Source organism: Pseudacidovorax sp. NFM-22 (genome assembly GCF_021401245.1).
GTDB lineage: Bacteria > Pseudomonadota > Gammaproteobacteria > Burkholderiales > Burkholderiaceae_C > Xenophilus.
Window position 1 is genome coordinate 118800 of record NZ_JACBFY010000003.1, and the last position, 26099, is coordinate 144898.

The window sequence follows — 26099 nt, forward strand, 5'->3', positions numbered from 1 at the left end:
TTCCGGGTCCAGCCAGCGATGCAAGGGTGCCGGCCTCCGTGCGGCCTCCCTCGCGTGCCTTGCCTGGAGCCTTGTCCATGTTTCCGACCTGCCGGGCCGCCGAGGCGGCCCTTGTCCCGTGGCGCGATGTCGCGCCTTCCACCTCTTGTCGGCGCGCGGCCGGCCCTTCTGCGCGGCCGCCGGTCCGGTCGATCCACGGGGCGCTCGCATCCCGGGCGCAGCCGGAGTTCGCGCGGTGAGCGGCGCGACGCCCCTGGCGCAGCAGTGGCTGGCCCGTGCCTGGCAGGCCGGCCCGGTGGTCTCGCGCATCGCCGCGGCCGTGGGTGGCGGCTATGCACTGGGCGCACTCACCAGCGTGGCCGCGCTCGCGCTGCCGGCGAGCCGTCCGCAGGCTGTGCTGGGCGGCGCGCTGGCCAGCTTTGCGGTGTTCGCGGCGGCGGTGATCTGGGTGTTCGCCGCGCGCAGCGCCACGCGGGCCTGGGTCGGGCTGCTGATCGCTGCGCTGCCGCTGCTGCTGGCCAGCGCGCGGGTGTGGCGTTCGGGAGTGGGCGGATGAAGAAGCACAGCCCGCCCGCGCGCGGCCTGCGCCAGCGCATGTCCGACCTGCACATCTGGGCCGGCCTGCTGGTCGGCTGGCTGCTCTACGCCATGTTCCTCACGGGCACGGTGAGCTACTTCAAGGAGGAGATCTCGCAGTGGATGCGGCCCGAGGTGCCGCACCGCGCCGACCGTCCCGACCCCGCCACCGTGGCCGAGCGCGTGACGGCCGGCCTGCAGGCACGCGCGCCGGACAGCACGCAGTGGAGCTTCGCGCTGCCCGACGACCGCAATCCCCTGGCCGACGCCTTCTGGCGCAAGCCGGCTGCGCAGGGGCGCCGCGCCTTCGAAAGCGCCAGCTTCGATCCGCACACCGGCCAGGTGGTGGCGGCGCGCGACACGCGCGGCGGCGAGTTCTTCTACCGCTTCCACTTCCAGTTCCACTACATGCCCGTGCTGTGGGGGCGCTGGCTGGCCGGCATCTGCGCCATGTTCATGTTGGTGGCCATCGTCAGCGGCGTGATCACGCACAAGAAGATCTTCACGGACTTCTTCACCTTCCGGTGGGGCAAGGGGCAGCGCTCCTGGCTCGATGCGCACAACGTGCTGTCGGTGCTCGGGCTGCCCTTCCATCTCATGATCACGTACACCGGCCTGGTGACGCTGATGCTGCTGTACATGCCCTTCGGCGAGCAGGCGGCCTTCAAGACGCCGGCCGAGCGCCGGCTGCTCACGGCGCAGACCAGCGCCTTCGTGCAGCCCCAGGCGCCCAGCGGCCAGGCGGCGGCACTGGCGCCCATCGGCGGCATGGTGCGCCAGGCGCAGGCGCGCTGGGGCGCCGACGGGCTGGGACGCGTGACCATTGCCAACCCGGGCGACGCGGTGGCGCGGGTGGTGGTCACCCGCGGCGACGAAGGCCGGGTCTCGGTCAGCCCGCAGTACATGCTCTTCGACGGCACCAGCGGCCGGCTGCTGGAGGTCCGGGATGGCGTGGGCCCGGCCGCGGAGACCCGCGGCGTGATGTACGCCCTGCACCTGGGCCGCTTCAGCGACGGCGTCACGCGCTGGCTCTATTTCCTCGTCAGCCTGGCGGGCACGGCCATGGTGGGCACCGGCCTGGTGATGTGGACCGTCAAGCGCCGCGCCAAGCTGCCCGACCCGGCGCGTCCGCACTTCGGCTTCTGGCTGGTGGAGCGGCTGAACATCGCCGCCATCGCGGGCCTGTCCATCGCCATGGCGGGCATGCTGTGGGCCAACCGGCTGTTGCCCGTCGGGCTGACGGAGCGCGCCGAATGGGAGGTTGACCTGTTCTTCATCGTCTGGGGCGCGACCCTGGCCTGGGCGCTGCTGCGGCCGGCGCGCCGGGCCTGGATCGAACTGCTGTGGACCGCCACCGCCGTGCTCGCGCTGCTGCCGGTGCTGAGCTGGCTGACCACCGGTCGCCACCTGCTGGCCAGCCTCCAGGCGGGGGACGGCGTGTTCGCGGGCATGGACCTGACGCTGTGGGCGCTGGCCGCGCTGCATGCCGTGCTGGCCCTGCGCACGATGCGGCACCAGGCCCGTCTGCCCCGCTCGCGGGCCTTGGCCAAGGTGCCCGTCGCGCGGACGCCGGGCGATGGCCTGGCTGCGGAAGGGGGCCGCTGATGCACGCCCTCGTCACCGCGCTGCTGCTCGCCGGCTTCGCCCTGCTGGCCGCCGCGATGGAGCGGCACCAGGACGACCTCTTCGGGCGGCCGCTGCCGGCCCGCGTCACTGCGCTGCTGCGACTGGGGGGCAGCATGGCGCTGCTGCTGGGCCTGGCCGCCGCCGTGCAGGCCTGGGGCTGGGCCGTGGGGCTGGTGGCCGGATGCGGCCACCTGAGCGTCGCGGCCGGGGCGGTGGTGCTGGCGCTGGTGGCCTGGAACCGGCGCCCCGGCCGCTGAAGGCGGCGGCGGCACCGTGGCCGCCGCCGCCTTTCCTCACTCCGCGATCCGGCTGCTGCTGTACTGCGGGTCGGCCTGGATCTCCGCCTCGGTGAACGGCACCTTGAGCCACTGCTTGGCGCTGTAGCGCCGGGTGTAGTCGCCGTTGTGCGGCGAGGCCGGATCGTCCGATTGCGAGAAGGTCAGGAAGGTGTGGGCCTGCACCCCTGCGGCATCGAACTGCACCACCTGCATGTAGCTGTTGCCGTTGGGGTCCCCGTCCATGCTGTAGCCGCCTTGCTCGATGCGCTGCTCGGAACAGGCGATGGTGAAGTAGCCGACATTGCCGCACCCGCCATAGAGCGGGATGCGCACGCCGCCGCGGGTGGCGAACAGCGTCTCTCCGCGGGGCGCATTGAGCGCGAAGCCGCTGGCCTGGATCGCCAGCGTGGCGGCGCCCATGGCCTGGCGCAGGCTCGCTGCGGCGCCGGGCTGAAGGTCGCGCGGTGTGTTCAGCGGATCGGCCGCGTCGAAGGGCACGGCCCACAGCGCGGCGGCGCCCAGCTTTTCGGCGCGGCGCCAGAACTCGTCCCACACATGGGCGCCGCGGGCGTCGGCGTTGCCGGTGGAGTCCCAGTCGCGCAGTTGGTCGCAGGCGGCGGCGATGTCCACCGTGCGTGGCGGTGAAAAGCTCTGCCCGGTCGCGGCGTCCGCGCTCACCGTGACGGTGGTGGGCGCGGTGCAGGCCAGCGCCAGGGCCTGGCTCTTGACCAGTTCTGCGCTGAGTACGCGGCTACCAAGCACCATGCGCTGCACGATGTCGGGCGTCGCGCGGTTGCCGGCATAGCCGTCGGTGCCGGCCAGGCGGGCGCGGGCCATCAGGTGGCCCATGCGGGTGCGCAGCGACTGCGCCTCGGTGCCCGCCGGGCCGATGATGGACGGGTAGCCCGTGAGCGGCGCGTCCGGGTTGGCCAGCCAGTAGCTGTCGTTCATGTTGGCGACGTAGTCATCGCGCAGCAAGCCGGGCATGCGGGCCGCCGGCAGGGCGCCGGGCTGTGCGGCGGTGGGGTCGACCGTCCAGTTGCACGCCGAGCGTGAGCCGTCCAGCACGGGCACGCGGGGCAGGGCCGCCGCCAGTGCCGTGCTGAACGGCGTGGCGCAGGCCGACAACTGCGCAGGCGGCACATTGGGCATGGCGCCGATGTCGCCGTACCAGGCCTGGCTGCTGCCGCGGCCTACCGCCACGGTGTTCACCCAGGGGATGGACGATTCCTCCTTCTGGATGGCGATCAGCTCGTCCAGCGACCTGGCCGTGTTCCAGCGCATCCAGGTGCGGAAGAGCCGGTAGTTGTCGGCATTGATGTCGCGGATCGCGAAGGCGCTGGTGGCCGACCAGCCCAGTGCCGGGTTGAGCGTGCCCAGGTTGACCATGGGCCCGTACTCGCTGCGGTAGAGCGTGCGGGTGACGGGGGCGCCATCCTTCACGGCGACGGTGATGCGCTGCGCGGTCATCTTCACCTTCTGGCCGTCGCGCATGTAGGCCGTGGGGTCGTCCGAGGCGAGCGTCAGCTGGAAGAAGCCGAAGCGGCGCGCCGTCGACACCGTGTGGCTCCAGGCCACCCCGTTGTTGAAGCCGATGAGGATCACCGGGATGCCCAGGAAGGAGCTGCCGCTCACGTCCAGCTCGCCTGGGATGGTCAGCTGCGCCTGGTAGAAGCGGTCGGGCCCGCGCCAGTACCAGTGGGGATTGCCGAACAGCACCGGCCCGCCGCCCGTGGCGGCGCCGCCGAAGCCGTACATGTTGCTGCCCACGCCGGTCTCGCCCCCCACCTCGAGTGTGGGCGGCGCGATGTTCTGCGGGCGCAGCACGGCGTACTGCCGAGCGGGCATGCGCAGCGTGCGGCGGGTGGTCGTGATGGGCGCCGGCGGCTGGGCGTTGGCGATGGCCGCGAGGAAGTTGCTGTAGCCGGCGGCAAAGTTGGCCTGGTACATCCGACGCCAGAGATCGGCGGTCGTGACCGTGGAGACCCAGGGCTGATCGCGGCAGGCCGCGTGGCGCCCCGGACTGCCGCCCGACTTCAGCTCCCGGACGTAGCGGTTGTAGCCGGCGGTGAAGCCTTCCACCATCTGCAGCAGCTTGGCCGGCTGGGCCGCCATCACGGCCTGGATGCGGGCGTCGTCCATCACCTGCCGGTGGAAGAAATCGGAGTCGATGTTCTTCGGGCGGCCGATGGTGCCGCTGGTGCTCACCTGCGCATCCGCGCCCAGCCAGCGCGAGCGCTCGCCGCGGTAGGTCAGAAAGGCATCGGCCATGGTGCACAGCGCGTCCTGCGCCTGGGCATAGCCGTAGCCATAGCCCACGCCACCCCAGTCGGCCGCCTTGATGTGCGGCACGCCCAGCGCGGTACGGCGGATCTCGGCCTGGTAGGCAGCGGCAGGCGCCGGGGCCGGCGAGGGAGCCGGGGCCGGGGCGGGCGCGGGAACGAAGTGGCTGCTGCCGCCGCTGCCGCCACAGGCGGCCAGCGAGGCGAGGGCGAGCAGGGTCAGGGGCCGCAGATGGCGGCCGAAGGAAGGGGTCACGGTGGTCTCCTGTTTCTTGCTGTCGGCGTCTTGGGGCGCCGGGAGGCAGCGTAGGGCTTCCCGCGGGCCGTGGCTTGTACGTAGCCGCTATCCGTCGCATGGGCGATGGCGGTGCGCCGCCAGGCCGGCGCGCGCTCGGCCCGGGCCCCTCACCAGCGGGCTCAGGCCGGCCAGGCGCGCGTCGCCGCGTCGTCCACCGACAGCTGCACGCGGCGCGGGTCGGACAGGAAGGAAGGGGCCAGCCCGAAGCAGGACTGGAAGGTGCGGCTCATGTGGGCCGAGTCCGAGAAGCCGCCCGCCAGCGCCACCTGGGTGAGCGGCGCACCCTCGCGCATCTGCTGGATGGCCCGGCGGATCTTGGCCCACAGGGCATAGCGCGTCACGGACAGGCCGGCCTGTTCGCGGAAGAGGTGCGTGAGCCGGTCGGCCGACAGGCCCGCGATCTCGGCCAGCGTGGTCAGTGGGCTCGCCTGCGGATCGCGGCGGATGGCCGCGGCCACACGGCGCACGCGCGGATCGAGCGCGGGCGTGTATCCGGGTGGGGGCGGGGCCGTGCCGGCGATGCGCCGCAGCGCACCGTCGCACAGGGCCTGGAGCTCGGCGGCGTCGAGCTGGCCGTGCAGTGCCCCCTCGCAGGCCTGCGCCAGCGGCGCGAGGATCTGCGGCGCCAGCACGCGAATGGCGCGGCTGCCGAGCCGGTCTGCCAGCAGGCGATGGTGGTGGGCGGCGGGGTCGATGTTGAGAGACAGCAGGCCCCAGCGGCTCGCGTCCAGCCGGCGGGCCACCAACGGCGGCACCCAGGCGGCGCTGGCCTGCACCCGTTCGCCAGCGCCGGACACCAGCGTGAAAGTCCGGCCGGGCGGCGCAAGCAGCACCGTGCCGCTCGCGCGGGCCGTGAGGCCGGAGGCGATGGCGTGCGTGGCGTACAGGAAGCGGTCTTCCCAGAGGTGCAGGTGCGCGTCGGACACGGTGGAGGAGCGAGCGAAGCCCGCCCGGAGTGTGCAGTCGCGCCCCTTGCTGGTGCGTCGGCAGAAACCCCGGGGGGGCGCCGCGCGTGGAGGCTCAGTCGCCGAAGCCGCTTGCCAGCGGCACATCCAGCACCGCATCGCTGCGGGCTTCGGCCACGCAGGGCAGGATCCAGCCTTCCGCGCGCTCCTCGCGAGTCACCCCCGGCCATTCGATCGTGTGCACCACCGCGCCTTCGCGCACCTGGCACAGGCAGGTGCGGCAGGTGCCGTTGCGGCAGGAGCTCGGCAGCACCACGCCCGCGTCCTCGGCCGCGCGCAGCAGGCTCCGGCCGGCTTGCGCGGTGAAGCGCAGGCCCGAGGGCTGGACGAGGACGCTGTAGGACATGGCAGCAAGCAGGGGAGGGGCGCAGTGTAGGGGCGGGGGCGACCTGCGCCGGGCGGCGACAATGGCGGCCCGATTTTTTAGAAGTTCTGAATGTCTCCGTACGAAGTCTGCCCCGCCGAAACCCGTGACGCCCGTGCCATCGCCGAGATTCACGCTGCCGCCGCCCGGGCCGCCTACCAGGGGCTGGTGCCCGACGACCAGCTCGACGCGCTGGTCGCGCCCGGCACCCGCGAAGCCAAGTGGCGCCAGGCCATCGAATTCGCCGAGCCGCAGGTGCTGGTGGCCGTGCAGGGCGACCAGGTGGTCGGCTTCGTCGGCTTCGACCGCTCGCGCGACCCCAAGACGCCGCCCACCACCGGCGAGATCTGGGCCCTGTACGTGCATCCCGACCACTGGGGCAAGGGCGTGGCCCTGCAACTGTGGGATGCCGCCACCGAAGGCCTGGAGGACGAGGGCTGCACCACCGTCTCCGCCTGGGTGCCGCTGCGCAACGAGCGCGCCCTCAACTTCTTCGAGCATCAGGTCGGCTTCAAGCGCGACATGAAGACCGCCAAGACCACGGCGCTGAACAGCACGGTGCGCATCGAGGAAGTGCGGCTGAAGCGCACGCTGGGTTGACGTCTGCGCTGACGCAGGACCGGCCCGCCGCCCCTTAGGCTCCTGCGCGCAGCGAGCTTGCGCTGTGCCCCTGACCGAGAACTCCCCGCATGGCCTCCAGTCTCCTCCTGCTGCTCGACGACATCGCCACCGTGCTCGACGACGTGTCGGTGCTCACCAAGGTGGCGGCCAAGAAGACCGCCGGCGTGCTCGGCGACGACCTGGCGCTCAATGCCCAGCAGGTGACGGGCGTGAAGGCCAACCGCGAGCTGCCGGTGGTCTGGGGTGTGGCCAAGGGCTCGCTGCTCAACAAGGCCATCCTGGTGCCGGCGGCGCTGGCCATCGCGTCGTGGCTGCCCTGGCTGATCACGCCTTTGCTGATGGTGGGCGGCGCCTTCCTGTGCTTCGAAGGGGTCGAAAAGCTGGCCCACAAGTTCCTGCACAAGGGCGAGGATGCCGAGGCGCGGCGGGCGCACGTGCAGGCCATGGTCGAAGGCGGCGCCGATCCAGCGCAGATGGAGAAGGACAAGATCAAGGGCGCCATCCGCACCGACTTCATCCTCTCGGCCGAGATCATCGTGATCACGCTTGGCGCGGTGGAGGGGCAGCCCTTCCTGACGCAGTTGACGGTACTTGCCGTCATCGCCGTGGTCATGACGGTGGGCGTTTACGGCCTGGTGGCCGGTATCGTCAAGCTGGACGACCTGGGCCTGTGGCTCACCCGCCGTTCCGGCGCACTGGCGCGCGCCGTGGGCCGCGGCCTGGTGGGCATGGCGCCCTGGTTGATGAAGGCGCTGTCGGTGCTGGGCACGGCCGCGATGTTCCTGGTGGGCGGCGGCATCCTGGTGCATGGCGTGCCGGCGGTGGCCCATGCGGTCGAGGGTTGGGCCCACCAGTTCGGCGGATTGCCGGGCACGCTGCTGGGGCTGGTGGCCAATGCGGCCATCGGCATCGTGGCGGGGGCGGTCGTGCTGGCGGTGGTCGAGGTCGCCAAGCGGCTCAAGCCGGGCGCATGAGTGCGCCCGCCGGCGGCGGGTGCAGGCTCGGCGCTCAGCGGCGCCGGCGCCACAGCGCCACGCCCATCAGCGCCACGCCGAGGATCACCGCGAACCAGCCGACGGTCTGGGCGCCGCCGATCATCTCGCGCCAGCCCGGTGACTTGAGCCACATGGGCGCCAGCAGCACCACCACGCCGATGAAGGCGCACATGGCACCGCGCATCAGCATCTGGTCATCGTTCTTCTTGGCCATGGAATGGGGTCTCGGAAGGGGAAGAAGCTGCCGTGCAGACGAAAAAAAGCGCGGACGTGCCGCGCTTTCGCCGTCTGGCAGGCCGATCAACCCTGGTGGGCGCGCTTGCCCGGGTTCTTCTTGCTGCGGGTGGCGGTGCCGCGTTCCAGGCTGCGCTTCTGCCCGCCGCCGCTGCGCATGACGATGGCGCCCGGCAGGGGCTTGGTGGCCTTGCGGTCGGCTTCGGTGACGATCTTGTTGCCCATGGTGAGTACTCCTTGCTGGACGAGGTGACGAAAATGCGAAACCCCGTATTGTGGCGCCTCGCGCCAGGCTTCTGGGCGCGCGACCCTGCAGGGGCTGCCGGATTGCGCTCCAATCGCGCGGCGGCGCCTGTGCCGCCACGCACTTTCCGCATGACTTTTCCTCGTCTCTCCCACCCCGCTTCGGTTGCTTCCTGCCTGGTCGCTGCGCTGTTGGCCGGCGCGATGGCCGGCATGGCGCCGGCCGCCCGGGCGCAGGCCGATGTGCGCGACTTTCCGGCCGCGGCGCTGCGGCTGCTGCAAGCCGAGCAGGCCGCCATCGACCGCGCCGTGGCCGAGCGCGACCGCGACCAGTTCGAGGTCTCCATGGGCCGCACCCTGGCCTTCACCGAGGCCTGGGATTTCAAGAGCCATGCCAACCCGGCCCTGGCGCCCTACGCCGCCTGCACCGAGGCCATTGCCGACCTGCACGTCGTGGGCCTGTGCCGCATGCTGCCCGCCGCAGAAGGCTGCCAGCCCTCGCCCGCGCCACAGCTGGCCGACAACATCAACCGCTGCCGACAACAGGCCACGCCATGAACACCACTGCTTCCCGCCCGCCCATCGAGATCGAGACCGGGCCCGATCCCCGCGCCACCGTGCTGCTGATGCATGGCCTGGGCGCCGATGGCAACGACTTCGTGCCCATCGTGCGCGAGATGAAGGAGGCATTGGCGCCCATCGGCCCGGTGCGCTTCGTCTTCCCCAACGCGCCGGTCCAGCCCGTGACCATCAATGGTGGCTATGCCATGCCGGCGTGGTACGACATCCTGGGCCCCGGCCGGCCCGAAGACGAGGCCGGCCTGCGCCGGTCCATGGCCACGCTCGAGGGCCTGCTGGCCCGTGAGCGCGAGCGCGGGATTCCCAGCGAGCGCACGGTGATCGCCGGCTTCTCGCAAGGTTGCGCGATGGCGCTGCTCACCGGCCTGCGCCATGCATCGCCGCTGGCCGGCATCGTGGGCCTGTCGGGCTACCTGCCGCTGGCGGATCGCACGGCGGACGAGCGCCATCCGGCCAACCAGGCGACGCCCATCTTCCTGGCCCATGGCACGCGCGACAACGTCGTGGTGCTGCCGCGGGCCGAGCATGCGCGCGACACGCTGGTGGATCTGGGCCATGCCGTCGAATGGCATGCCTATCCCATGGAGCACAGCGTGTGCATGGAAGAAATCGGCGACATCGCCGCCTTCCTGCAGCGCGTTCTTGCCTGAATCAACGCAACTGCCGCACGAGGACGAGGGGCCCTGAAAAGGGCGAGAGGACCCTCGGCGGCAGGACTCGGCGGCCGGTGTTACCGTCCGCCCCGATCCCCAGATTTGAGACGATGCACATGAACAGACTTCAACAACGTCTGGGCGGCCTGGCGCCGACCCGGCTCCAGGGCATCCGTCGCGGCATCGAGAAGGAAAGCCTGCGCGCGCAGCCGGATGGCAAGCTCGCGCTCACGCCGCATCCGGCTGCGCTGGGCAGCGCGCTCACGCATCCGCACATCACCACCGACTTCAGCGAATCGCAGCTGGAGCTGATCACCGGCGTGCATGCCGATGTCGACGCCTGCCTGGCCGAGCTGACCGAGGTGCACCAGTTCACCTACCGCGTGCTGCGCGAGGCCTGCGGCGACGAGACGATGTGGGTCTCCAGCATGCCCTGCGGCCTGCCCTCGGACGAGACCATTCCCCTGGGCCGCTACGGCACCTCCAACGTGGGCCGCGCCAAGAGCGTCTACCGCATGGGCCTGGGCCACCGCTACGGCCGGCGCATGCAGACCATCTCGGGCATCCACTACAACTGGTCCCTGCCCGAGGTGTCGAGTGAGGACTACTTCGCGCTGATCCGCAACTTCCGCCGCCAGGCCTTCCTGCTGCTGGTGCTGTTCGGCGCCTCGCCGGCGGTGTGTGCGAGCTTCGTCGAAGGGCGACCGCATGCGCTCGAGCCCATCGGCGACTACACCATGCACAAGCCCCATGCGACCTCGCTGCGCATGGGGCGCCTGGGCTACCAGAGCGAGGCGCAGGCCTCGCTCTTCGTGAGCTACAACGGGCTCGATGGCTACGGCGCCTCGCTGGCCGATGCGCTGACGCGGCCCTATGCGCCCTACGAGGCCATCGGCGTGCGCAACCTGGGCGGCGAGTACAACCAGCTCGCCACCACGCTGCTGCAGATCGAGAACGAGTTCTACGGCACCATCCGGCCCAAGCGCGTCATCTTCCCAGGCGAGCGTCCGCTGCATGCCTTGCGTGAGCGCGGCGTCGAATACGTGGAGGTGCGCCTGATGGACCTCGACCCCTTCGAGCCGGTGGGCATTAGCGCGCAGACCATGCGCTTCCTCGACGTCTTCCTGCTGCAGTGCCTGCTGCGCGAAAGCCCGCCCGACAGCCGCGAAGAGATCGTCGAGATGAAGCACAACCAGCACCTGGTGGCCGAGTCCGGCCGCCAGCCCGGCCTGACGCTGCGCCGCGGCGGGCAGGAGGTGCTGCTGGCCGACTGGGGCCGCGAGATCCTGGCCGAATGCCGGCCCATCGCCGAGGCCATGGACGCGGCCCTGGGCAGCGGCGATGCGCATGCCCGCGCCGTCGAAGCGGCGGTGCAGTCGCTGGCCCAGCCCGACACACTGCCTTCCGCCCGTGTCCTGCAGGCCATGGCGGCCTCGCATTCGGATTCCTTCACCGGCTTCGTGATCGAGCGCTCGCGCCAGTCGCAGCTCGCCTTGCTGGACATGCCCTGGACGCCCGAGCAGCAGGCGCGCTACGAAGCCATGAGCGCTGACTCGGTCCAGGCCCAGCGGCAGATCGAGGCCGCCGACACGATGCCCTTCGAGGAATACCGCCAGCAGTACACCTCGCCAGGCCGGCTGGGGCTGCGGCCGGTCAAGGGCGACGTGCTGCTCGCCATCTGAGCGGTCCGGCGCCGCGCGCGCCCCGTTCTTTCCGTCACGAATCCGTCACACCTCTGAGCGCCAATCGGGGCCGCCTGCCGCACGGTGCGCAGGCCATAACGACGGATGAAGATGAGCAAGAGCACACGACATGCAATGAGGGGATGGGCGGCGGTGGCGGGCACGAGCCTGCTGCTGGCGGCCTGTGGTGGCGGTGGCAGCAGCGGCGGTGCCTGGGTGCCGGGCGCCGGCACCTCGACCGGCAGCGGCAACACCGGCAGCAGCAGCAACACCGGTTCCGGCACCTCGACGCCCACCGTCACGACCGGCTTCTTCCTCGATGCCGCCGTCGAAGGCCTGGACTACCAGGCCGGCAGCGCCACCGTCGCGCAGACCGATGCGCAGGGCCGCTTCCAGTGCAAGCCGGGCGAGACCGTGCGCTTCCGCGCCGGCGCGCTCGAACTGGGCAGCGCCGCCTGCGGCAGCGTGGTCACCCCGCTCACCCTGGCCGGCCTGGCCAATGGCGCCGTCGGCGTGCAGGCCGACGCCGTGGTCAACCGGCTGCTGGCGCTGCAGTCGCTCGATGACGACGGCGATCCGTCCAACGGCATCCGCCTGACCTCGGAGCTCAAGGCCCGCCTGAAGGCCGGCGCGCTCGACTTCTCGGCCGCCGCCGCCGACTTCAACACCGCGCTGCAGACGCTGCTGGCCGGCCTGCCGGCGCCCTGGGCGGCCCGCACCGTGGATGACAGCCGGCGCCTGCTGGCGCGAGAGCATTTCGAGAACACGCTCGCCGCCGCCGTGGGTACGCCCGTGGCCTTCCCGTACACGCAGAGCAATGCCCTGGGCACGCTGGGCGTGACCGTGACGCGCTACCAGCTGATGGCCGACGGCAAGTACTACGTGCCTTATGAGGGCACGCAGGCGGCCGTCCGGGCCGACTTTCCGATGGGCTTCCTGCCCGCCTATGGCTCCGGCCTCGCCTTCAAGGGCCAGGCCGACGATGGCGCGCTGGAGTTCTATGCCGTGACCGACCGCGGCCCCAACGGCGACGGTCCCACGGTCCCGGTGCCCGGCGACACCAGCGGTGCGACCAGCGTCAGCAAGGTCTTCCCGGCGCCTTCCTTCACGCCCAGCTTCGGCCTGATCCGCGTGGGCAAGGGCGGCGCCGTGCTGGCCTCGAGCACGCCGCTGCGCGTGGATGCGCAGACCAAGGTCACGGGCCTGCCGCCCAAGGCGGGCAGCGTGGGCTCCACCGGCGAGATCCCGCTGACCGACACCTATGTCTTCGATGCGACCAAGTCGGGCTTCGATGCCAACGGCCTCGACCCCGAATCGATGGTCTACGACAAGGCCCGCAACGTGCTGTGGACCAGCGACGAATACGGCCCCTTCGTGGCCCGCGTCAACATCGCCACCGGCGTGATCGAAAAGAAGTACGCACCGGGCAACGGCCTGCCGGCCATCTTCGCCAAGCGGCGGCTGAACCGCGGCATGGAAGGCCTGACGCTGGATGTGGCCACTGGCCGGCTGCATGGCTTCCTGCAGAGCCCTATCGATCCCAAGGACGCCAACGGCAAGTCGCTCAAGGCCAAGCCGCCGGGCGGCAGCAATACCGACGTGCGCCACATCGCGAAGTTCGCGCGCTGGGTGGAATTCGATCCGGCGACGGAGACCTCGAAGTCCTACGCCTATCCCATCGATGGCTCGGCCTACGACAAGGACCGCACCGGCAACGCCAAGCTGGGCGACGTGGTCAGCCTGGGCAACGGGCGCTTCATCGTCATCGAGCAGGGCGCGCGCAAGAGCGACGGCAAGGTGATGAACAAGCTGATGCTGGTGGTGCTGCCGGCCGGGGCGACCGACATCGCCGCCCTGGACGAGAACCTGGAGATCAGCAGCATCACCCAGGCCCCCTCCAACGGCGTGAGCTACGCGGGCGTGGTGCCGATGCAGAAGACCGAGCTGCTGGACCTGAATGCGCTCGGCTGGCTGGCCGAGAAGGCCGAAGGCCTGGCGCTGGTGGACGACCACACGCTGGCCCTGGTCAACGACGACGACTTCGGCCTGTCCACGGTGCTGCTGGACGCCAACGGCAACAAGGTCGACGGCAGCGTCGAGGACTGCACCTTCGACGCGAGCGGCCACATCGTCAGCGGCTGCCCGAGCGGCGTGGTCAAGGCCCGCATCACGCGCGGCAGCGACCTGGAGCGGCCCACGCGCGTCTGGCTCATCAAGCTGGACCGCGCGCTGTCGGCGCTGCGCCTGCCGAGCTGATCCGGCAGGGAGCGCCGGGGGTTCACTCCCTCTCCCCTTGCGGGAGAGGGCGGGGGAGAGGGGGGTGCGGTGGCAAGGTGCGAGCCTGCCGTGGCGTGTGCACCCCCTCTCCCCAACCCCTCTCCCGCGAGGGGAGAGGGGCTTAAAGCGGCACATGACGGACCGCTTGCCGCCAGGACATGTCGCAGGACCCGTACGGTCCTTCTGGCCTTCAGCCTGCCCGGGTCGGCCACCCCTGCAGATGCCGCTCGGCCAGCTGCGTCAGCGCGGCCATCCAGTCCGCGTCCTCGTTCAGGCAGGGGATGTAGTGGAAGGCCTCCCCGCCCGATTCGAGGAAGGCCTCGCGGGCCTCCATGGCGATCTCTTCCAGCGTCTCCAGGCAGTCGGCCGGAAAGCCCGGGCACATCACGTCCACGCGCTTCAGGCCCTGCTTGGCCAGCTCGCGCAAGGTGGGCTCGGTATAGGGCTGCAGCCATGCGGCGGCGCCGAAGCGCGACTGGAAGGTGGCGCGCCAGGCGTCGGCGGGCAGGCCCAGCCGTGCAGCCAGCAACTCGGCCGTGCGCAGGCATTGCTGCTCGTAAGGGTCGCCCAGCTTGATGTTGCGCGCCGGGATGCCGTGGAAGCTCATGACCAGCATGGCACCGCGTCCGTGGGCCTGCCAGTGGCGCTCCACGCTGCGGGCCAGGGCGTCGATGTAGGCCGGGTCGTCGTGGTAGTCGGCCACGAAGCGCAGCTCGGGCACGCGCCGGGCCCGGCCGCACCAGGCGTTGACGGCGTCGACCATGCTGGCCGTGGTGGTGCCCGAGTACTGGGGATAGGCCTGCAGCACCAGCACGCGGTGGATGCCGGCGTCCGCCAGTTGCTGCAGCCGCGTCTCGACCGAAGGTTCGCCATAGCGCATCGCGTGCAGCACCTGCACCTGCCCGTGTCCCGCCTGCGCGAGGCCTTCGCCGAGCAGCCGTGACTGCGCCTCGGTGTGCACCGCCAGCGGCGAGCCCTGCGGCGTCCAGACGGTGGCGTACTTGGCCGCGGACTTGGCGGGCCGCACGCGCAGGATGATGCCGTGCAGGATCGGCAGCCAGGCGGCGCGCGGAATCTCGACCACGCGCGGATCGCCCAGGAACTGGGCCAGGTAGGGTCGCACGGCGGCGGCGGTGGGGGCGGCCGGCGAGCCCAGGTTGCACCAGAGGACGGCCGCGCCAGCGGAAGGGGACGAAGACGGCATGCGGTATTCTGGTGCATGCCCGAGACATTCACGGCCGGCCTGGACTTGCCGCGCATCGCCGCCATCACCCTGGACCTGGATGACACCCTGTGGCCCGTGTGGCCGACCATCGAGCGCGCCGAAGGCGTGCTGCATCAATGGCTGCAGCAGCATGCGCCACGCACGGCCGAACTGGTGGCCTCGCCAGCCGAACTGCGCGCCCTGCGCATCGCCACCGAGAAAGAGCGCTCCGACCTCGCGCACGACCTGGCCGCCCTGCGGCGCGAATCGATCCGCCTGGCCCTGCGCCGCGCCGGCGAGGACCCGGCCCTGGCCGAGCCCGCCTTCGAGGTCTTCTATGCCGAGCGCCAGCGCGTGGTGCTGTACGAGGACGCGGCCCCGGCGCTCGACTGGCTGGCCGCACGCTATCCGCTGGTGGCGGTCTCCAACGGCAATGCGGACCTGGCGCTCACCGGCGTGGACCGCTGGTTCCGCGGCGGCTTCAGCGCATACCGCTTCGGCACCGCCAAGCCGCATGCGGCTATCTTCCATGCCGCGGCCGCGTCGGTGGACGTGTCGCCGGAGCAGGTGCTGCATGTGGGCGACGATGCGGCGCTGGACGTGACCGGCGCCCTGAACGCCGGCATGCAGGCCGCATGGCTGGTGCGCGACGAGCGTCCGTGGGCTGAAGGCGCCCGTCCGCAATTGATCGTGCCCGACCTGCGCGCGCTGTGCGTGGCGCTCGGCGCCTCGGCCGACCTGCGCTGAGCCGCGGGCGGCACCCCGGGGAATCCCTCGGATTTTTCGGGAACCTTTGCGCCGGGCAGGCGCACCCACTGGCGGCCGCGCTGGGACGCGGCCGCTTTTTTTCCCTTTTCCACTCCTCTTTCGACAAAGGACCGATTCCGATGATGTTCACCCGCTCCCTGCGCCGCTCGACCCCGTCTCTCGTGCTGATGCTGCTGCTGATGCTGGCCACCGTGTCGACGGCCTGGGCCCGGGAAATGGTCAGCGCCGCGCGCGACGGGACCATGCTGCGTGCCGGCCCCGGCACGAAGCACGAGGCGCGCTGGAGCGTGGACCGCGGCTATCCGCTCGAAGTGCTGCGCCGCCAGGGCGGCTGGCTGCAGGTGCGCGACTTCGAGGGCGACCGCAGCTGGGTGGCCCGTTCGGTCACCAACCGGCAGCGGCACGTGGTGTCGACCGCCGCCCGGCTCAACATCCGCGCCAGCGCCAGCCTCAAGGCGCGCATCCTGGCCGTGGCCGAGTACGGCGAGGTGCTGCGCGTGATGGGCAGCCGTGGCGACTGGCTCAAGGTGCGCAGCAGCCACGGCCGCGTGGGCTGGGTGTCGAAGAAGCTGACCTGGGGCTACTGAAGCGCTGCCGCGGCAGCAGCCAGCCCGCTGCGCACCGCGCCTTCGAGCGTGGCGGGGTAGGGGCCTTCGATGTGGTCGCCGCAGGCCAGCAGGCCCGGCGCCAAGGCCATCGCGGGCCGGACCAGGCCCGGTCGGCAGGCGAAGGTGGCGCGCTTCTCCACCACCGTGAGCACGGGGTCGAGCTCCTGCCAACCGAGTTGCGCGGCCGCCTGGGTCAGGACCTGCGCGGTGAGCGCCTCCCGCCCGGCACTGCAGGCGCTGCAGACGAAGGCGGCCAGGCCCGGCTGGCCGCGCAGGCGCTGCAGGTCGAAGACGAACTGGGCCGGCCGATCGGCGTCGGCATGCAGGGCGCGCAGCGGCGGCCCGTCCGCGAGCCCGGGTGCATGGCGCACATAGACCGTGCCGGTGGGCACATGGTCCATCGCCCGTGCCGTGGCTGCCCAGTCGGGCGCGAGGTGCGCGGCCAGCCGGGCGCCTTCCCAGGCGGAGGTCGCCAGCACGACGCGATCGAAGGCTTGGCCGTCGATGCGCCATCCCTCGCCATCGCGCACGAGCTCATCCACGCGGCTGCCCAGGCGGATCGTTGCGTCGCGCGCGCCCAGCCAGGCGGCCGCGGCGTCGGGCAGCAGGGCGCCCAGGTCGACGCGCGGCAACAGCAGGTCGGCGCCGCCGGGCTCGCCGAAGAGGGCGTCGCGCAGCACGCGCAGGAAGACCGCGCCGCTGGCTTCCTGCATGGGCGTGTTGAGCGCGGACACGCACAGCGGCTCGATCAGCAGCTGTTGCACGGCCGGCGCAAGGTCCCGGCACAGGTCGGCGACGGTGGCGGCGGGATCGCAGGCGAAGCCGGCCCGGCGCCAGCGCCCGGCGGTGCGCAGCAGCGACAGCTTGTCGCGCCAGGTCCATCCGCGCGCTGTGGCGATGGCGACGGCCAGGTCCAGCGGTGGCGGCAGGCCCGCGGGCACGCGCAGCCCGCGACCGTCGGCATGGCGCAGGTCGAGCGGCTGGCGCTGCAGCACGGCCTCGGGCGCGATGCCCAGCTCGTGCATCAGGCCCAGCGTGGCGGTGTAGGCGCCGATCAGGATGTGCTGGCCGTTGTCCAGCACCAGACCGTCGGCTTCGACGCGGCGCGCGCGGCCGCCGGGCTGGCGGGCGCTTTCGAAGACGGTGACGCGGGCGCCGGCCCGCGTGGCGGCCACGGCGCAGGCCAGGCCGGCCCAGCCGGCGCCGATGACGGCGAGCTTCATGCGGGCCCGCGCAGCGGCACAGGCACACCAGCGCCTGGCGCCAGGCCGTGCGGTGAGCGCAGGGCGGCCTTCACAGCCGGCCCAGCGCCTGCACCTTCCACGCCAGCCACAGCTTGCGCAGCGGCGTCAGGCCGATGCGCTGGTCCAGCACCTTGAAATCCTCCGACTCGATCTCGCGCAGCAGCGTGCGGTAGATGCTGGCCATCATCAGCCCGGGCTTCTGGCTGCGGCGGTCGGCGGCCGGCAGCAACGCCAGGGCCTCGTCGTAGGCGGCATGCGCGCGTTGGGCCTGGAAGCGCATCAGCGCCACGAAGCGCTCGGAATGCACGCGGCCCAGCACCTCGTGCGCCTTGACGTCGAACTGCTGCAGCTCGTTGACCGGCAGGTAGATGCGGCCGCGCCGCGCGTCCTCGCCCACGTCGCGGATGATGTTGGTCAGCTGCAGCGCCAGCCCCAGCTTGTGGGCGTAGGCGGTGGTGGCGGGGTCGGACTGGCCGAAGATGCGCGCCGCCACCTCGCCCACCACGCCGGCCACCAGGTGGCAGTAGCGCGCCAGGCCGGGGAAGTCGAGATAGCGCGTCTGCTGCAGGTCCATCTCGCAGCCTTCGATCACCTGCTGCAGCTGCACCGCCTCGATGCCGAAGGCGGCGGCATGCGGCATCAGCGCCTTCATGGCGGGATGGCGCGGCTCGCCGGCGAAGGCCTGGGCCACCTCTGTGCGCCACCAGGCCAGCTTGGTGGCGGCCACGCCAGGGTCGGTCACCTCGTCGACCACATCATCCACCTCGCGGCAGAAGGCATAGAAGGCGGTGATGGCCGCGCGGCGCTCCGGTGGCAGGAAGAGGAAGGCGTAATAGAAGCTGCTGCCCGAGGCGGCGGCCTTGTCCTGGACGTATTGCTCGGGGGTGCTCATTGGGCGCAGGCGGCTCGGAGGGGGCGGGTCATTGGGCCGGCGATTGTCGGGGATCGCCATGACGATGCCGCCGGCTGTGCGGCGCGGCGGATCGGCCGCCTCGGCGGCCGTTGCGCGTGGCGCGCCTGCCGGGGCTCAGGCCCGCATGCGCAGCGCGCGCCACAGCAGCCTCGGTGCATCCGCCTTGCCGACCGTGGGCCGCCGGCGGAAGCTGTCGAAGCCCTGGGCCTCGATCTTGTCGAGGATGGCCAGTCCGCCCTGCACCACCAGCCGCAGCTCCCAGCCGATGCGCCCGGGCAGGCGGTGGACCAGCGGCGCGCCTTCGTGCATCAGCGCGCGCGTCCAGCGCACCTCGTCGGCGACCAGCGCCAGGGCCGGGGGCGGCGGCTCGGCACCGTCCAGCGGCGCGAAGCGGGCGAAGTCGGTGCGCTGCAGCCCATGCGCGGCGCAGTCCGCGAGCGGCAGGTACAGGCGGCCGCGCGGCAGGTCCACGCCCAGGTCCTGCCAGAAGTTGACGAGCTGCAGGGCGCTGCAGATGGCGTCGTTCTGCCGCAGGGCCTGGGCGTCGTGCACGCCGTACAGGTGCAGCAGCAGCCGGCCCACCGGGTCGGCGGAGCGGCGGCAGTAGTCCAGCAACTCGTCGCGGTCGGCATAGGCGCGGCCGTCGCGGGTGAAGGCGATGTCCTGGGCGAAGGCGTCGAGCAGGTCGGCCAGCAGCCGATGGGGCAGGGCGAAGCGGCGCACTTCGTGGGCCAGCGGCCCGAAGACCTGGGGCCAGCGTGCCGAGGGGGTCGCAGTCGCGAAGACGGCGTCCAGGTCCGCGTGATAGGCGCTCAGCTCGGCGAGCCGCTGCGTCGGCGTGGCATCGCCCTCGTCCGCGATGTCGTCGGCGGTGCGGGCGAAGTGGTAGATGGCGGCAATGGGCGGCCGCAGCCGCGGCGGACACAGCCATGAGGCGACGGGGAAGTTCTCGTAATGGTCGGGCGCCGCGGCCTGGGCAGGCATCGGCGAGGCGGGGGCGGGAGGCATCCGGGCATTGTGCGCGGCACCTGTGGCTTTCCTGACCGCGCGCCGACTTCCCACCTCGGTCCGACCCGGCGCAGCGCTATGCTGCCCCCCAGCCCGACTTCCCTCACGCCCCATGGCTTCCGCTCCCGCCGTTCCCGTGCCCCAGGGCGCCTCCGCTTCCGCCCATCCCGCCGGCCCGGCGCTCATGGTGGCGGCGCTCGGCGTGGTGTTCGGCGACATCGGCACCTCCCCCCTCTATGCCTTCAAGGAGACGCTGAACTCGGAGCACGGCGTGGCCTTCACCACGGGGGCCGTGCTGGGCCTTCTGTCGCTGATCTTCTGGGGCCTGATGGTGGTGGTGACGCTCAAGTACGTGGTCTTCGTGCTGCGGGCGGACCACGACGGCGAAGGCGGCATCCTGGCGCTGCAGGCCCTGGCCCGCCATGCGGCCGGCTCGCCCGACCGGCGGGGGCGCACGCATCCCGCCATGGTGACGGCCACCATCGGCCTGGGCTTGCTGGGCGCCGCCATGTTCTATGGCGACAGTCTGATCACGCCGGCCATCTCGGTGCTGTCCGCGGTGGAGGGCCTGGAAGTGCAGGCGCCCGCGCTGCAGCGCTGGGTGATCCCGCTCACGCTGGTGATCCTGGTGCTGCTGTTCATGGTGCAGCGGCGCGGCACCGGGGCGGTGGGCAAGGTGTTCGGGCCGGTGATGCTGCTGTGGTTCGGCACACTCGGCGTCAGCGGGGCGATGCAGGTGATCGAGCAGCCCGCCGTGCTGGAGGCGCTGGACCCGCGCCATGCGGTGCGCTTCCTGGTCGAGCACCGGTCCCAGTCGCTGGCCGTGCTGGGGGCGGTGTTCCTGGCCTTCACCGGCGGCGAGGCGCTGTATGCCGACATGGGCCACTTCGGCGCGCGGCCGATCCGGCTTGCCTGGCTGCTGATCGCGCTGCCGGCCCTGGTGCTCAACTACTTCGGCCAGGGCGCGCTGGTGCTGGCCGATCCCCAGGCGGTGGACAACCCCTTCTTCCGGCTCTTCCCGTCCTGGGCGCTGCTGCCGGTCGTGGGCCTGGCCGCCATGGCCACCGTGATCGCCTCGCAGGCGGTGATCTCCGGCGCTTTCTCGCTGACGGCGCAGGCGATGCGGCTGGGTTACCTGCCGCGCATGCGCGTCGTGCAGACCTCCGGCGAATCCATCGGGCAGGTCTACGTGCCGGTGATCAACTGGTTGCTGATGGTGGGCGTGCTGTTGCTGGTGCTGGGCTTCCGCAGTTCGAGCGCGCTGTCGGCCGCCTACGGCATCGCGGTGTCGATCACCATGGTCACCACCACGCTGCTGGCCGGGCTGGTGGCCTGGCGGCTGTGGCACTGGAACCGCGTGGCGGTGCTGCTGGGCGTGATCGTCTTCGTGGGCGTGGACCTGGCCTTCGTCGTGGCCAACACGCTCAAGGTGGCCGACGGCGGCTGGCTGACGCTGGCCGTGGCGGTGGTGGCGATGGTGCTGTTCAGCACCTGGGCCAAGGGCGTGCGGCTGACGCGCGCCGAACTGGTGGCCGAACTGATTCCGCTGCCGGATTTCGTCGACTCGCTGGTGCTGGAGATGCCCTTCCGCGCGCGCGGCACGGCCGTCTTCCTCACCGCCGATGCGCTGTCGGTGCCCCATGCCCTGCTGCACAACCTGCACCACAACCAGGTGTTGCACGAGCAGGTCTTCGTGATGCAGATGCTGGCTTGCGAGACGCCGCGCGTGCCGGCGCGCGAGCGCATCGAGGCCCAGAACCTGGGCCACGGCATCTGGGCGGTGAAGGTGCGCTACGGCTTCATGGAGCCGCCGAACGTTCCGGAGTTCGTGCGCATGCTGGCCTACCAGAAGGGGCTGGCGGTGGAGTCGATGGCCACCTCGTATTTCATCTCCCGCGCCTCGCTGGGCCGGCGGCGGCTGCCGGCGTTCAGCGGCATGCGGCAGGCGCTGTTCAGCTGGCTGCAGCGCAACGCCGGCCGCGCCTCGGACTATTTCCATCTGCCGGAGAACCGGCTGGTGGAAATGGGTCAGCGTCTCTAGCGCCTTTCCTTTCCCCTCCGCTCGACTGGCGGCCGCCCGCGCGGCCTGCTGCCCGCTGCGCGTTGCGTCTGGGCGATTGACAGCCCGAAGGCCCTTCCCCGAAGATTGCTGACTCGTCGGTCATTAATTGTGGCCGGTGCCTCAACCCCTTGTTCCGCCGCCCGCTCACGGCCGGCGCCAGGCCATGCCTCATACGACTACCAACCGGGCTCCGCGGGGCCTCGTGCCGGGATTCCTCGCGCTCGGCGCCTTTGCGGCCCTCCTTTCGGGCTGCTCGCGCCAGCCGGCCCAGGAGGAACCCGTGCGCGCCGTCAAGCTGATGACGGTGGCGGTCACCCCCTTTGCGAGCGAGCCCGAATTCGCCGGCGAGGTGCGTGCGCAGGTCGAATCGCGCCTGGGCTTCCGCGTCGGCGGCAAGGTGCTGCGGCGGCAGGCCGAGCTGGGCCAGCGGGTGAAGGCGGGCCAGGTGCTGGCGGAGCTGGATCCGCGCGACCTGCGCCTCTCGGTCGAGGCGGCCCAGGCCCAGGCCAGCGCGGCGCGCACGCAGCGCGACCTGGCCGAGGCCGACCTGGCCCGCTACCGCGAACTGCGGGCCAGGAACTTCATCAGCGCCGCCGAGATGGAACGGCGCGAGGCCAGCTTCAAGTCCGCCCAGGCGCAGTTCGACCAGTCGCGGGCGCAACTGAGCGCGCAGGGCAACCAGGCTGGCTATGCCGTGCTGACGGCCGATGCGCCGGGCGTCGTGACCTCGGTCGATGCCGAGCCGGGCCAGGTGGTGGCGGCCGGCACGCCGGTGGTGCGCGTGGCGCTGGACGGCCCGCGCGATATCGTCTTCGCCGTGCCGGAGGACCGTGCGCCGCAGGTGCGCATCGGTTCCGCCGTGGCGGTGCGCGGCTGGTCGGCCGGCACCGAGGCGCTCGAAGGCCGCGTGCGCGAGGTGGCCGCCAGCGCCGACCCCGTCACCCGCACCTACACCGTGAAGGTGGCGGTCGACGCCGCGCAGGCACCGGCGCTGGGCGCCACCGTCTATGCCAAGCCACGCGCGCTGTCGCTGGCCGGCACGCCGGTCATCAAGCTGCCGACCGGCGCGTTGCGCCAGGACGGGCAGGGCTCGGCCGTGTGGGTGCTGGATCCGGCCAGCATGACGGTGAAGTCGCAGGCGGTGGAGATCGCCACGGCTGACGGCAACGAGGCGGTGATCGCCAAGGGCCTGGCGCCCGGCATGCAGGTGGTCACAGCCGGGGTGCACGTGCTCGCGCCGGGGCAGAAGGTGACGGTCTACCGGGACCGCTATGCGGCACAGGACCCCGGCGCCGCCAGCGCGCCTGCGGCAGCCGCGGCCCCGGCCGCTTCACCGGCCCCGGCCGCCAGCGGGGCCCGCTGATGTCCGCCGCGCCGTTCGAGAAGCCTTCAGGCTTCAACCTCTCCGCCTGGGCGCTCGACCATGCGCCGCTCACGCGCTACCTGATGGTGGTGCTGATGGTGCTGGGCTTCGCGGCCTACTTCCAGCTGGGGCAGGACGAGGACCCGCCCTTCACCTTCCGCGCCATGGTGGTGCGCACCTACTGGCCCGGCGCCACCGCGCAGCAGGTGGCCGAGCAGGTCACCGACAAGATCGAGCGCACGCTGCAGGAGGTGCCCTATGCCGACAAGATCCGCAGCTACTCCAAGCCCGGCGAGTCGCAGGTCGTCTTCGAGCTGAAGGACGCGGCCCGCCCATCGGAGGTGCCGCAGGTCTGGTACACGGTGCGCAAGAAGATCGGCGACATGCGCTACACGCTGCCCGGCAACATCCAGGGGCCGTTCTTCAACGACGACTTCGGCGACGTGTACGGCGTGATCTACGCGCTGCGGGGCCAGGGCTTCAGCCCGGCCGAGCTCAAGACCGTGGCCGACGACCTGCGCCTGCGCCTGCTGCGCGTGAAGGACGTGGCCAAGGTCGAGCAGTTCGGCGTGCAGGACGAGAAGGTCTTCGTCGAGGTCTCGCAGAAGCGGCTGGCCCAGATGGGTCTGGACCTCAATGCCGTGCTGCAGCAGCTCGGCGCCCAGAACGCGGTGGAGAGCGCCGGCACCATCCGATCGCCGCAGGACGTGCTGCAGGTGCGCGTCGGCGGCCAGTTCACCGACCTCGACCAGCTGCGCGCCATGCCCATCCGCGGCAGCTCGGGCAACCAGCTGCGCCTGGGCGACATCGCGCGGGTCGAGCGCGGCTATGTCGATCCGCCCAGCGTCAAGGTGCACTACCAGGGCGATCCGGTGATCGGGCTGGGCATCTCGATGATGAAGGGCGGCGACATCATCGCGCTGGGCAAGGCGCTGCAGGAGACGGTCGCCCAGGTCAACACCCAGCTGCCCGCCGGCATGCGGCTCGACCAGGTGCAGGACCAGCCGGCGACGGTGGCCACCTCGGTCAACGAGTTCGTCAAGGTGCTGATCGAGGCGGTGGTCATCGTGCTGGGCGTGAGCTTCATCGCGCTGGGACTGCACAAGGGCGGACGCTTCGGCTGGCACATCGACTGGCGGCCCGGGCTGGTGGTGGGCATCACCATTCCGCTGGTGCTGTCGGTCACCTTCCTGGCCATGAATTACTTCGGCATCGGGCTGCACAAGATCTCGCTGGGCTCGCTGATCATCGCCCTGGGCCTTCTGGTGGACGACGCCATCATCGCGGTCGAGATGATGGTGCGGAAGATGGAGGAGGGCTACGACAAGCGCCGCGCCGCCACCTTCGCCTACGACGTGACGGCCATGCCCATGCTCACAGGCACGCTGATCACGGCGGCGGGCTTCCTGCCCATCGGCATCGCCAAGTCGACGACGGGCGAATACACCTTCGCCATCTTCGCGGTGACGGTCATCGCGCTGCTGCTGTCGTGGATCGTGTCGGTGTACTTCGTGCCCTACCTCGGCACGCTGCTGCTCAAGGTCAAGCCGCACGACCCTGATGCCCCGCCGCACGAGCTGTTCGATACCCCGTTCTACAACCGCTTCCGCGGCGCGGTGGACTGGTGCGTGACCCATCGCTGGATCACCATCGTCGTCACCCTGGCCGTGTTGGCGCTGGGCATCCTGGGCATGACGCGGGTGCAGCAGCAGTTCTTTCCGGATTCGAACCGGCCGGAGATCATGGTCGACACCTGGTTTCCCGAGGGCACGAGCTTCGAGGCCAACGAGGCCGTCACGAAGCGCCTGGAGCGGCGCCTGATGGCGCAGGACGGCGTGCAGAGCGTGGCCACGTGGATCGGCTCGGGCGCGCCGCGCTTCTACCTGCCGCTGGACCAGACCTTTCCGCAGAGCAACGTTTCGCAGTTCATCGTGCTGACCAAGGACTTGAAGGCCCGCGACGCCGTGCGCCGCCAGCTGCCGACGTTGCTGGCGCAGGAGTTTCCGGAGGTGCGGGGCCGCGTCAAGCTGCTGGCCAGCGGGCCTCCGGTGCCGTATCCGGTGCAGTTCCGGGTGGTGGGCGACGATCCGGCCACGCTGCGGCGCCTGGCCGACGAGGTCAAGGCCGAGGTCCGCAGCAATCCGTCGATGGTGGGCGTCAACGACAACTGGAACGAGTCGATCAAGTCCATCCGCATGGACGTCGACCAGGCCAAGGCGCGCGCGCTGGGCGTGACCAGCCAGTCCATCGCCCAGGCCTCGCGCGGCATCTACACCGGCAATCCCATCGGCCAGTACCGCGAGCAGGACAAGCTGATCGACATCGTGCTGCGCCAGGCCCGCGAGGAGCGCGATGCGATCTCGGACCTAACGGATGCGTACGTGACGACTGCCGCTGGCCGCTCGATCCCGCTGCTGCAGATCGCCCAGCCGCATTTCGCCTGGGAGCCGGGCGTGATCTGGCGCTGGAACCGCGCCTATGCCGTCACCGTGCAGGGTGACGTGGTGGATGGCATGCAGGGCGCGACCGTGTCGCAGCAGCTGATGCCCAGGCTGCGCGCGCTAGAGGCGAAGTGGAAGGAGCGTGGCGAGCCGCCGGTGCGCATCGAGGCGGCCGGTGCGGTGGAGGAGAGCAGCAAGGGCTCTGCCTCGATCATGGCCGGCATCCCGATCATGCTGTTCGCCGTCTTCACGCTGCTGATGCTGCAACTGCACAGCTTCAGCCGGGCGCTGCTGGTCTTCCTGACCGGCCCGATGGGCATCGCCGGCGTGGCCGCGGCGCTGCTGCTGCTGGACCGGCCTTTCGGCTTCGTCGCCATGCTGGGCGTCATCGCACTGATGGGGATGATCCAGCGCAACTCGGTGATCCTGATCGACCAGATCGAGCTGGACCGCGCGGCCGGCGTGCCGGCGCGGCGGGCCATCGTCGAATCGGCGGTGCGGCGGTTGCGACCGATCGTGCTGACGGCGGCGGCAGCCGTGCTGGCGATGATCCCGCTGTCCCGCAGTGTGTTCTGGGGACCGATGGCGGTCGCCATCATGGGTGGGCTAATCGTGGCCACGGCGCTGACGCTGCTGGCGCTGCCGGCCATGTATGCGGCCTGGTTCCGCATCGGCCACGACGACGCCTTGGCGCCGTCGGAACCGGACACACCGGCCGCTCCTGCGGCTGCGCATTAGGGACTTGGGCAAGGCAGAAAGCGCATTCGAACCCGATTAGAATGCGCGATTGACCAATTTCAGGCAGGCGGTGCGTG

The 26099-nt window shown here is 71.2% G+C and carries 23 protein-coding genes; 14 read left to right on the top strand and 9 right to left on the bottom strand.

What is annotated here, in order from left to right; genetic code table 11:
- Positions 1-235 precede the first annotated feature (235 nt).
- From L0984_RS11445 to L0984_RS11455, 3 genes are read left to right on the top strand one after another with little or no spacing between them, the layout of a single operon-like run.
- Positions 236-556 carry a DUF3649 domain-containing protein gene (locus L0984_RS11445; RefSeq protein WP_234193849.1) on the top strand — a complete coding sequence of 107 codons (321 nt, stop codon included), beginning with the start codon at positions 236-238 and terminating at the stop codon, positions 554-556.
- Positions 553-2181: a PepSY-associated TM helix domain-containing protein gene (locus tag L0984_RS11450; RefSeq protein ID WP_234193850.1), complete on the top strand. Its 1629-nt coding sequence runs from the start codon at positions 553-555 to the stop codon at positions 2179-2181. Before L0984_RS11445 ends, L0984_RS11450 begins: the two co-directional genes overlap by 4 nt.
- Complete coding sequence (locus L0984_RS11455; RefSeq protein WP_234193851.1) at positions 2181-2459, top strand: DUF3325 domain-containing protein; 279 nt, start codon at positions 2181-2183, stop codon at positions 2457-2459. Before L0984_RS11450 ends, L0984_RS11455 begins: the two co-directional genes overlap by 1 nt.
- A gap of 36 nt (positions 2460-2495) precedes the next feature.
- Here the strand turns inward: L0984_RS11455 and L0984_RS11460 are convergent, their stop codons facing one another.
- From L0984_RS11460 to L0984_RS11470, 3 genes are all read right to left on the bottom strand, one after another.
- Positions 2496-5018, bottom strand: coding sequence for a penicillin acylase family protein (locus L0984_RS11460; RefSeq protein WP_234193852.1), 2523 nt, complete (start codon positions 5016-5018; stop codon positions 2496-2498).
- A 161-nt stretch (positions 5019-5179) separates the two neighbouring features.
- A complete protein-coding gene (locus L0984_RS11465; RefSeq protein WP_234193853.1) occupies positions 5180-5986 on the bottom strand; it encodes a helix-turn-helix domain-containing protein in 807 nt (268 codons plus the stop codon).
- 94 nt (positions 5987-6080) lie between these two features.
- The gene (locus L0984_RS11470) at positions 6081-6371 is read right to left on the bottom strand and encodes a 2Fe-2S iron-sulfur cluster-binding protein (protein WP_234193854.1); all 291 of its coding nucleotides are present in this window, start codon (positions 6369-6371) and stop codon (positions 6081-6083) included.
- Between the two features lie 90 nt (positions 6372-6461).
- On the opposite strand from L0984_RS11470, the gene L0984_RS11475 reads away from it, so the two are divergent.
- A complete protein-coding gene (locus tag L0984_RS11475) occupies positions 6462-6989 on the top strand; it encodes a GNAT family N-acetyltransferase (protein ID WP_234193855.1) in 528 nt (175 codons plus the stop codon).
- Between the two features lie 89 nt (positions 6990-7078).
- The gene (locus L0984_RS11480; RefSeq protein ID WP_234193856.1) at positions 7079-7984 is read left to right on the top strand and encodes a DUF808 domain-containing protein; all 906 of its coding nucleotides are present in this window, start codon (positions 7079-7081) and stop codon (positions 7982-7984) included.
- Between the two features lie 34 nt (positions 7985-8018).
- On the opposite strand, the gene L0984_RS11485 is transcribed toward L0984_RS11480, so the two are convergent.
- Positions 8019-8219, bottom strand: coding sequence for a hypothetical protein (locus tag L0984_RS11485; protein ID WP_017759940.1), 201 nt, complete (start codon positions 8217-8219; stop codon positions 8019-8021).
- Positions 8220-8305: 86 nt separating this feature from the next.
- Positions 8306-8464, bottom strand: a complete 159-nt coding sequence (locus L0984_RS11490; protein WP_017759941.1) for a hypothetical protein — start codon at positions 8462-8464, stop codon at positions 8306-8308.
- A 150-nt stretch (positions 8465-8614) separates the two neighbouring features.
- On the opposite strand from L0984_RS11490, the gene L0984_RS11495 reads away from it, so the two are divergent.
- The 4 genes from L0984_RS11495 to L0984_RS11510 all read left to right on the top strand — a co-directional run bounded on the left by L0984_RS11495 (position 8615) and on the right by L0984_RS11510 (position 13652).
- Positions 8615-9040: a hypothetical protein gene (locus L0984_RS11495; RefSeq protein WP_234193857.1), complete on the top strand. Its 426-nt coding sequence runs from the start codon at positions 8615-8617 to the stop codon at positions 9038-9040.
- The gene (locus tag L0984_RS11500; RefSeq protein ID WP_234193858.1) at positions 9037-9711 is read left to right on the top strand and encodes an alpha/beta hydrolase; all 675 of its coding nucleotides are present in this window, start codon (positions 9037-9039) and stop codon (positions 9709-9711) included. Before L0984_RS11495 ends, L0984_RS11500 begins: the two co-directional genes overlap by 4 nt.
- Before the next feature lie 119 nt (positions 9712-9830).
- Entirely contained in the window at positions 9831-11396 is a 1566-nt protein-coding gene (gene gshA / locus L0984_RS11505; RefSeq protein WP_234193859.1) for a glutamate--cysteine ligase, read from the top strand.
- 135 nt (positions 11397-11531) lie between these two features.
- Entirely contained in the window at positions 11532-13652 is a 2121-nt protein-coding gene (locus L0984_RS11510; protein ID WP_234193860.1) for an esterase-like activity of phytase family protein, read from the top strand.
- A gap of 211 nt (positions 13653-13863) precedes the next feature.
- Here L0984_RS11510 and hemH read toward each other — a convergent pair whose 3' ends face one another.
- Positions 13864-14877 (bottom strand): ferrochelatase, encoded by a 1014-nt coding sequence (hemH, locus tag L0984_RS11515; protein WP_234193861.1) that lies wholly within the window; start codon positions 14875-14877, stop codon positions 13864-13866.
- A 15-nt stretch (positions 14878-14892) separates the two neighbouring features.
- Here hemH and L0984_RS11520 point away from each other — a divergent pair, with 15 nt between their 5' ends.
- Positions 14893-15624, top strand: coding sequence for an HAD-IA family hydrolase (locus tag L0984_RS11520; RefSeq protein ID WP_234193862.1), 732 nt, complete (start codon positions 14893-14895; stop codon positions 15622-15624).
- Between the two features lie 140 nt (positions 15625-15764).
- On the top strand, positions 15765-16232 hold the full coding sequence (locus tag L0984_RS11525; RefSeq protein WP_234193863.1) for an SH3 domain-containing protein: 468 nt from the start codon (positions 15765-15767) through the stop codon (positions 16230-16232).
- On the opposite strand, the gene hpnE is transcribed toward L0984_RS11525, so the two are convergent.
- From hpnE to hpnC, 3 genes are all read right to left on the bottom strand, one after another.
- Positions 16226-17476 (bottom strand): hydroxysqualene dehydroxylase HpnE, encoded by a 1251-nt coding sequence (gene hpnE / locus L0984_RS11530; protein ID WP_234193864.1) that lies wholly within the window; start codon positions 17474-17476, stop codon positions 16226-16228. The two genes, L0984_RS11525 and hpnE, sit on opposite strands and share 7 nt — an antisense overlap.
- A gap of 70 nt (positions 17477-17546) precedes the next feature.
- Positions 17547-18389 (bottom strand): presqualene diphosphate synthase HpnD, encoded by an 843-nt coding sequence (gene hpnD / locus L0984_RS11535; RefSeq protein WP_234193865.1) that lies wholly within the window; start codon positions 18387-18389, stop codon positions 17547-17549.
- A 135-nt stretch (positions 18390-18524) separates the two neighbouring features.
- Complete coding sequence (gene hpnC / locus L0984_RS11540; protein ID WP_234193866.1) at positions 18525-19418, bottom strand: squalene synthase HpnC; 894 nt, start codon at positions 19416-19418, stop codon at positions 18525-18527.
- 112 nt (positions 19419-19530) lie between these two features.
- On the opposite strand from hpnC, the gene L0984_RS11545 reads away from it, so the two are divergent.
- The 3 genes from L0984_RS11545 (at position 19531) to L0984_RS11555 (ending at position 26022) form a co-directional block, all read left to right on the top strand.
- The gene (locus L0984_RS11545) at positions 19531-21459 is read left to right on the top strand and encodes a potassium transporter Kup (RefSeq protein WP_441338948.1); all 1929 of its coding nucleotides are present in this window, start codon (positions 19531-19533) and stop codon (positions 21457-21459) included.
- A 184-nt stretch (positions 21460-21643) separates the two neighbouring features.
- Positions 21644-22843, top strand: coding sequence for an efflux RND transporter periplasmic adaptor subunit (locus L0984_RS11550; protein ID WP_234193867.1), 1200 nt, complete (start codon positions 21644-21646; stop codon positions 22841-22843).
- Positions 22843-26022, top strand: a complete 3180-nt coding sequence (locus L0984_RS11555; protein ID WP_234193868.1) for an efflux RND transporter permease subunit — start codon at positions 22843-22845, stop codon at positions 26020-26022. The genes L0984_RS11550 and L0984_RS11555 overlap by 1 nt, the downstream gene beginning before the upstream one ends.
- Positions 26023-26099: the final 77 nt, after the last annotated feature.

What these genes read in the sequence shown, in the direction of transcription:
- L0984_RS11450 (WP_234193850.1), top strand. Translation starts at nt 553, where the DNA reads ATGAAGAAGCACAGCCCGCCCGCGCGCGGCCTGCGCCAGCGCATGTCC.
- L0984_RS11455 (WP_234193851.1), top strand. Translation starts at nt 2,181, where the DNA reads ATGCACGCCCTCGTCACCGCGCTGCTGCTCGCCGGCTTCGCCCTGCTG.
- L0984_RS11470 (WP_234193854.1), bottom strand. Translation starts at nt 6,371, where the DNA reads ATGTCCTACAGCGTCCTCGTCCAGCCCTCGGGCCTGCGCTTCACCGCG.
- L0984_RS11475 (WP_234193855.1), top strand. Translation starts at nt 6,462, where the DNA reads ATGTCTCCGTACGAAGTCTGCCCCGCCGAAACCCGTGACGCCCGTGCC.
- L0984_RS11480 (WP_234193856.1), top strand. Translation starts at nt 7,079, where the DNA reads ATGGCCTCCAGTCTCCTCCTGCTGCTCGACGACATCGCCACCGTGCTC.
- L0984_RS11485 (WP_017759940.1), bottom strand. Translation starts at nt 8,219, where the DNA reads ATGGCCAAGAAGAACGATGACCAGATGCTGATGCGCGGTGCCATGTGC.
- L0984_RS11490 (WP_017759941.1), bottom strand. Translation starts at nt 8,464, where the DNA reads ATGGGCAACAAGATCGTCACCGAAGCCGACCGCAAGGCCACCAAGCCC.
- L0984_RS11495 (WP_234193857.1), top strand. Translation starts at nt 8,615, where the DNA reads ATGACTTTTCCTCGTCTCTCCCACCCCGCTTCGGTTGCTTCCTGCCTG.
- L0984_RS11500 (WP_234193858.1), top strand. Translation starts at nt 9,037, where the DNA reads ATGAACACCACTGCTTCCCGCCCGCCCATCGAGATCGAGACCGGGCCC.
- gshA (WP_234193859.1), top strand. Translation starts at nt 9,831, where the DNA reads ATGAACAGACTTCAACAACGTCTGGGCGGCCTGGCGCCGACCCGGCTC.
- L0984_RS11510 (WP_234193860.1), top strand. Translation starts at nt 11,532, where the DNA reads ATGAGGGGATGGGCGGCGGTGGCGGGCACGAGCCTGCTGCTGGCGGCC.
- hemH (WP_234193861.1), bottom strand. Translation starts at nt 14,877, where the DNA reads ATGCCGTCTTCGTCCCCTTCCGCTGGCGCGGCCGTCCTCTGGTGCAAC.
- L0984_RS11520 (WP_234193862.1), top strand. Translation starts at nt 14,893, where the DNA reads ATGCCCGAGACATTCACGGCCGGCCTGGACTTGCCGCGCATCGCCGCC.
- L0984_RS11525 (WP_234193863.1), top strand. Translation starts at nt 15,765, where the DNA reads ATGATGTTCACCCGCTCCCTGCGCCGCTCGACCCCGTCTCTCGTGCTG.
- hpnE (WP_234193864.1), bottom strand. Translation starts at nt 17,476, where the DNA reads ATGAAGCTCGCCGTCATCGGCGCCGGCTGGGCCGGCCTGGCCTGCGCC.
- hpnD (WP_234193865.1), bottom strand. Translation starts at nt 18,389, where the DNA reads ATGAGCACCCCCGAGCAATACGTCCAGGACAAGGCCGCCGCCTCGGGC.
- hpnC (WP_234193866.1), bottom strand. Translation starts at nt 19,418, where the DNA reads ATGCCTCCCGCCCCCGCCTCGCCGATGCCTGCCCAGGCCGCGGCGCCC.
- L0984_RS11545 (WP_441338948.1), top strand. Translation starts at nt 19,531, where the DNA reads ATGGCTTCCGCTCCCGCCGTTCCCGTGCCCCAGGGCGCCTCCGCTTCC.
- L0984_RS11550 (WP_234193867.1), top strand. Translation starts at nt 21,644, where the DNA reads ATGCCTCATACGACTACCAACCGGGCTCCGCGGGGCCTCGTGCCGGGA.
- L0984_RS11555 (WP_234193868.1), top strand. Translation starts at nt 22,843, where the DNA reads ATGTCCGCCGCGCCGTTCGAGAAGCCTTCAGGCTTCAACCTCTCCGCC.